The following is a 4,630-nucleotide window of genomic DNA, read 5'->3' as shown; positions in this document are numbered from 1 at the left end:
AGATCCCGCTGCAGCCCCAACCGCATGACGTCAATCGCCAAAGCCATCCTCACCCTGGAGCGGCAACGCTGAAGAAGCTCAGTGAGCGTGCCGGCAGTGCAATGGCATAGGCAGATGAGCGAGTACAAGCGTCAGATACTGGCGACCACGAAGGCACAGTCCCTCCAGCAAGACGACGTCGTGTCAGGCGCCCGCCGTAGAATCCGGTGCTGTGGCGCTCTCGGCCGGAAGTGGTTCGTAATAGGCCAGGGCGGCAGCCCAACTGCCGATCCCGCCGGGTGGACCACTTGCCGGGTCACGGTTCCCGCTCCAGCCAGCTGTGCACCTGGCAGGAGTCGTGACTCTGGCCGATCCGGTCTCGCCACGGACGGTCCCCAACGCGCATAGGCAGTAGCCGACTTGGGGTTCCAGGGATCAACGGTTCGCCCTCGTGCGAAAAGTGGGCGATCACGGCGTGCTCCTCAACGTGGGATGTGGTGGGAGTGGTTGCGGCGGGGCTCGAACCCGCGACCTCAACGGCTTATAAGACCGGCGCTCTACCAACTGAGCTACGCAACCAGGGCTGCTCGGCGCTTTCACCCTCGGTCGAAGGTTCAGCGCATGTCGCCCGACACAGTTCGGCATTCCAAGCGGGAAAGGGCTCACTCATATACGGGATCGGAAAATCCCCGGATCCCGATCTTGTTCAATTTCCCTGCAGAACAACGCCAGGTTCGCCGGGCGCGATCCCTCGGGCCGTCGAGGGCGCTACGCGGCCCGGGACGGACCGCGCGTCCGCGTCCCGGTGCCCGCGATGCGTTCGGTGTGGGCGACCCAAGTGACCGCCTGGACCGTGCTGGGCAGCTCGCCGAGCCGTCGGGCGGCCTCGCGGTAGCAGTGGGCCAGCAGGGCGTAGCGGCTGACGCAGGACAGTCCGCGGTTGCGATTGCCGTAGGTCTCCCCAACGGCGACATCGTGAGCGTGGCGGTCGATCACGACGGCTTCCGGGTCCTCCGGGTCGGCGATGAGCCGGAAGAACTGGCCAGTCTTGCGCTCCATGGGGAGTACCTCGGCAGGGTCTACTCCGGCCATGATCTGGGCAGCCTCGGTCAGCGCGTCGGCAAAGTGCCCGACAGCGTGGCCGGTTTCGCATGCCTGGCGGGCCAGACGAAGGTTCTCCGTCCAGGACTTGTTCGCGGACAGGGCCGCGATGACGCCAGCACCCGCTCGCGAGTTTCCGTCGGTCATCTTCGCGGCGAGATCGTGAGCGGTGCGGTACCAGGTCCGCCCCCGCTGCCGTTGCTCCGCGGTGGCGGAATGCCATGCGGTGATGATGTTGCGAACGAGCTGCTCGCGCGTCTCGGGAGACGCGTTGACTGGGACCATGGCTTCCTCCCTCCGGGAGTTGGGTGGGCATCACTCGGCCGGCCCAGGTACGTCCAGCACTGATCCTTGATGTGCTGAGGCGTGGGCCAGTCCTTTGTCGTGGCGGTGGTTCCTGGCGTAGCGGCGGATGCTCGGTGGTTCAGCAATCGCCTTCGCGGTATGGGCACTTGGAGGTATGAGTGGGGTACCGATCGAACTCGTCGGGATAGCTGCCGGGGAGGATCTGGGTCTCCGACAGAGGTTCCGGACCGTTCGTCAGAAAGGCACCGACGTCGGCGAGAGTGCGGATCTCGGCCAGCGGAACGAAGGCGCCACAGACCGGGCAGGGGCCCATGAGGAAGAACGCCTCGTCGTCGTAGAGCGGGTCACGGTACGAGAACGTGTACTGCGTGTCGGGGTCGTCCGGGTCGCTCGCGTACAGGGTGAGCGGGGCCACGGGCAGATTGATCCAGTTCCAATTGGTGTCCGGCCGCACGTGGGTCAGGTCGATGCCTAAGAGAGCGACCAACCGCGCAGCCGCCCGGGCGATGTCGGCGGCGGTGTAGCGAGAAAGCGGCAGACTCTCGATCCGCTGCTGCAGTAGTTGGTGGGCGGCTACCGCACGTGCGGCGATGCTCATGGTGACTCCTTCACCGAGAGGGGGCAAAGCGATCAGCGGCCTCCCTGTGGGTGTCGCGCTCCGCGCAGCGGCAGCTCGTTAGCGTGTTTTTAGGCGTGTTTTGTCAGCCCGCGGAGAGCCCACGGGCCTGCGGTCTCGCTGCACCCTCGCGTCCGGCGCCCGCAACCAGCCCTTGGGGATCCTCGGGACACCGGCAGACGGCACGGTCCGACGCGCAGACGCAAGGACGCGGGGGCTCCTCCCGAGGAGAGAGGTGAGGAGCCCCCGCTGCCGTACCGCCCACAGGCGGCGAAGCGGTACGGCGGTCTGATCGGCCGCGAAGGGGTGGTACCAGCGGCCCTGTCGCAACTCATGCACGGACCGACGGAGCACCGCTGCCTCACGGCCAGGACCTGGGTGCCCGGTCGACCCGGTGACAAGGCACCCAGGCATTCAACTCGCCGCGCCGCAGGCGAAGAGTTGGTGGTCGCGCGTTCAGATCAGCGCGTCCCAGCGCCGCACCCCGTCCGGCCGGTGCGGGTGGAAGGGGGCATCCATCTTCGGGCCAACGCGGAAGAACTCCCGGCATTCGTGGGTCTCCAGCGCGATCAGCCAGGAGAGCAACGCGCCGTAGAGTTCATCCTCTGTGTCGTACGCCGTGGCGTCGATGATGCCGTCCGGTGCGATCGTGATCTGCTCGGGGTAGCCGCGCGGGGCGTTCTCCCGGTCGCTGTTGACGGTCTCGACGTAGGCCGTAACAGTCACGAACGGCAAGTCGGGCAGGACAACGCTGGCCTCGATCGTCCATCCCGGGCGGAAGTGCACCTGCCGAATCAGGTCGACAGCTTCCATGGCCTTCATGAACCCTCTCCTCTTTTCTGTTCGCGGAAATGTCCTGCAGCTGCAAGACCAGCCGAGCGCACCCCTCTACCAGAGATGCACTCGATGACCCGACAGACGGTCCAGCTGTACAACTGGAGCGCTCATTCGCAATCACAGATGTTTCCGGCACTTAAATACGGCGCCTCAAAGCGCCCGATTACCGATCAACCAGAGAGGAATTCAGATTCTTTGCACGCACGCATCCGTCATCTCCAGCCTGATTCGCGGTGACCGGAAGTCCAGAAATGGTGGGCCTTCGATGTGGCCCCGCACCCCCTCCAGGGGATAAGGGGGTGCGGGGGTCTCAGATCGGCGCGTGGCCGACGTCGCATCGCATCGGGCGCAGCCAGGTCAAAGGCCAACTGACCGCGAGGAAGGGCGCGTTACACCGTCGATGGAAGGCGGCTCGGTCGCGTGGTCCGTGATCACGGCACCACCAGCTGTCGCCACAGCGTGGGGTCGGTGCCCTTGGTGTTCTCGTGGCGAGCCAGGTACTCCGGGCTGTAGATCGCGCCTTCCCCGGACTCGAACGGGACCTCGCGGGACTGTGCCGAACCGTTCACGTCGTCGCCCCGGTCCCAATCCCAGCTTCCTGGCGGCTGAGTTGGGGCCCAGACAAGTTCGCGCGCTCCAGTCCGAGCGGCCTGGCGCTCCCGACTCACCTCGCCCGCAAAGGCGTTTGCCGGCCGCTCCAAGGCGTACAGCAGTGCCTGATGCCCGGTTGTGGTGGGTGAGTACTTCACCGGCGGAATGACAACCGTGCCGTCATCAAGGGTCCAGGCCACGGGAGTTCGGTAGCTGAGGACGGTGTAGATGATGCGGTCGTCGCCCCACGCGTCCAGGTACTGCGACCGGTACGGGTCCGGAAGGCGACCAGTGTCCCAGGGTGCCCCCAGAACTGCCCGGAAGCTCCCGTACGTGGTGAACGGTTCCCTGGTCGCGAGCGCTTGTCGCACCTCCCAGGAATGCGTTGCTAGCCTTTTAGGCATGGTCCTGTGTCATCTCCTCTACAGATACGGGGCCGGAAGGGTCCGGGCATGCCGGTCCGGACCCTTCATCAACCGGGGCCGGCTCCGGGCCACGGCAAAGTTGGACAACGTCCCTGATAAACAACCGCATCCGCCCCGCAGGCCAGGACGACCCGTACGGGATCTCTTCAATCCACCCCGGCCAAAGAGGCCTGAAAGGGCGCTCGGATCCCATTTCGGTACGACCGATGAACGCACCTCCGCTGATCAGATGTCACGGCGGACCTAGATCTCGCGGCTGCAAGGTCCGGTACACGGTGCGGCGGACGGGAATGCCGTCCCGTCCGCTGCACCGCCCCCAGCCTCGAAGGTCACTCCGCCTGCACGCCGAACACCGCGAGGACTCCGCTCCACTGCGCGTTGCCGTACTCGGCGATCAGCCAAGCGATCACGCCGCCGACAACGAGCACGAACACCTGCTGCAAGAACACCGACGACCAGCGGATGAGCCGCGCGCGGTCCTGGTACCAGCTGAGGTCAAGCACCACGCGGCAACCGAAAAGATGCGGGGGGAACTGGCCGTGCACGCGCCCCAGTTTCGGGTTGGAACGCGTGCAGTGGACCTTGTGGCCGTCCGGATGCGGAATAACCCGCTGGAATCGCCACGCCTGGCCCGCTAACGGACCCGACACGATGTGGATCACATCGCGCTGTTTGACGACTACTGAGGTTGAACTCGGGTTGTCGTAGTTGCTGACAGGGCTTGATCGTCGCGGTACGCCGGTGTCATGAGGTATGCGCAGGGCGGGGGCGTGAG

The 4,630-nt window shown here is 65.7% G+C and carries 5 protein-coding genes and 1 tRNA gene; all 6 read right to left on the bottom strand.

Features of this window, described 5'->3' with window-relative positions:
• Positions 1-483: 483 nt before the first annotated feature.
• Positions 484-558 (bottom strand) — tRNA-Ile (locus ACFWP5_RS51855).
• Positions 559-747: 189 nt separating this feature from the next.
• Positions 748-1,365: a hypothetical protein gene (locus tag ACFWP5_RS51850; RefSeq protein WP_384174272.1), complete on the bottom strand. Its 618-nt coding sequence runs from the start codon at positions 1,363-1,365 to the stop codon at positions 748-750.
• A gap of 139 nt (positions 1,366-1,504) precedes the next feature.
• Entirely contained in the window at positions 1,505-1,984 is a 480-nt protein-coding gene (locus tag ACFWP5_RS51845; RefSeq protein ID WP_384174270.1) for a hypothetical protein, read from the bottom strand.
• A gap of 474 nt (positions 1,985-2,458) precedes the next feature.
• Positions 2,459-2,824 (bottom strand): hypothetical protein, encoded by a 366-nt coding sequence (locus ACFWP5_RS51840; protein ID WP_384174267.1) that lies wholly within the window; start codon positions 2,822-2,824, stop codon positions 2,459-2,461.
• A 446-nt stretch (positions 2,825-3,270) separates the two neighbouring features.
• Positions 3,271-3,630: a hypothetical protein gene (locus tag ACFWP5_RS51835; RefSeq protein ID WP_384174264.1), complete on the bottom strand. Its 360-nt coding sequence runs from the start codon at positions 3,628-3,630 to the stop codon at positions 3,271-3,273.
• Positions 3,631-4,184: 554 nt separating this feature from the next.
• On the bottom strand, positions 4,185-4,630 hold a 446-nt coding region (locus tag ACFWP5_RS51830), incomplete at its 5' end, for a hypothetical protein (protein WP_384174261.1).

This window comes from Streptomyces sp. NPDC058469 (genome assembly GCF_042721125.1).
Classification (GTDB): domain Bacteria; phylum Actinomycetota; class Actinomycetes; order Streptomycetales; family Streptomycetaceae; genus Streptomyces.
This window is presented reverse-complemented; position numbering and strand designations above follow the sequence as displayed.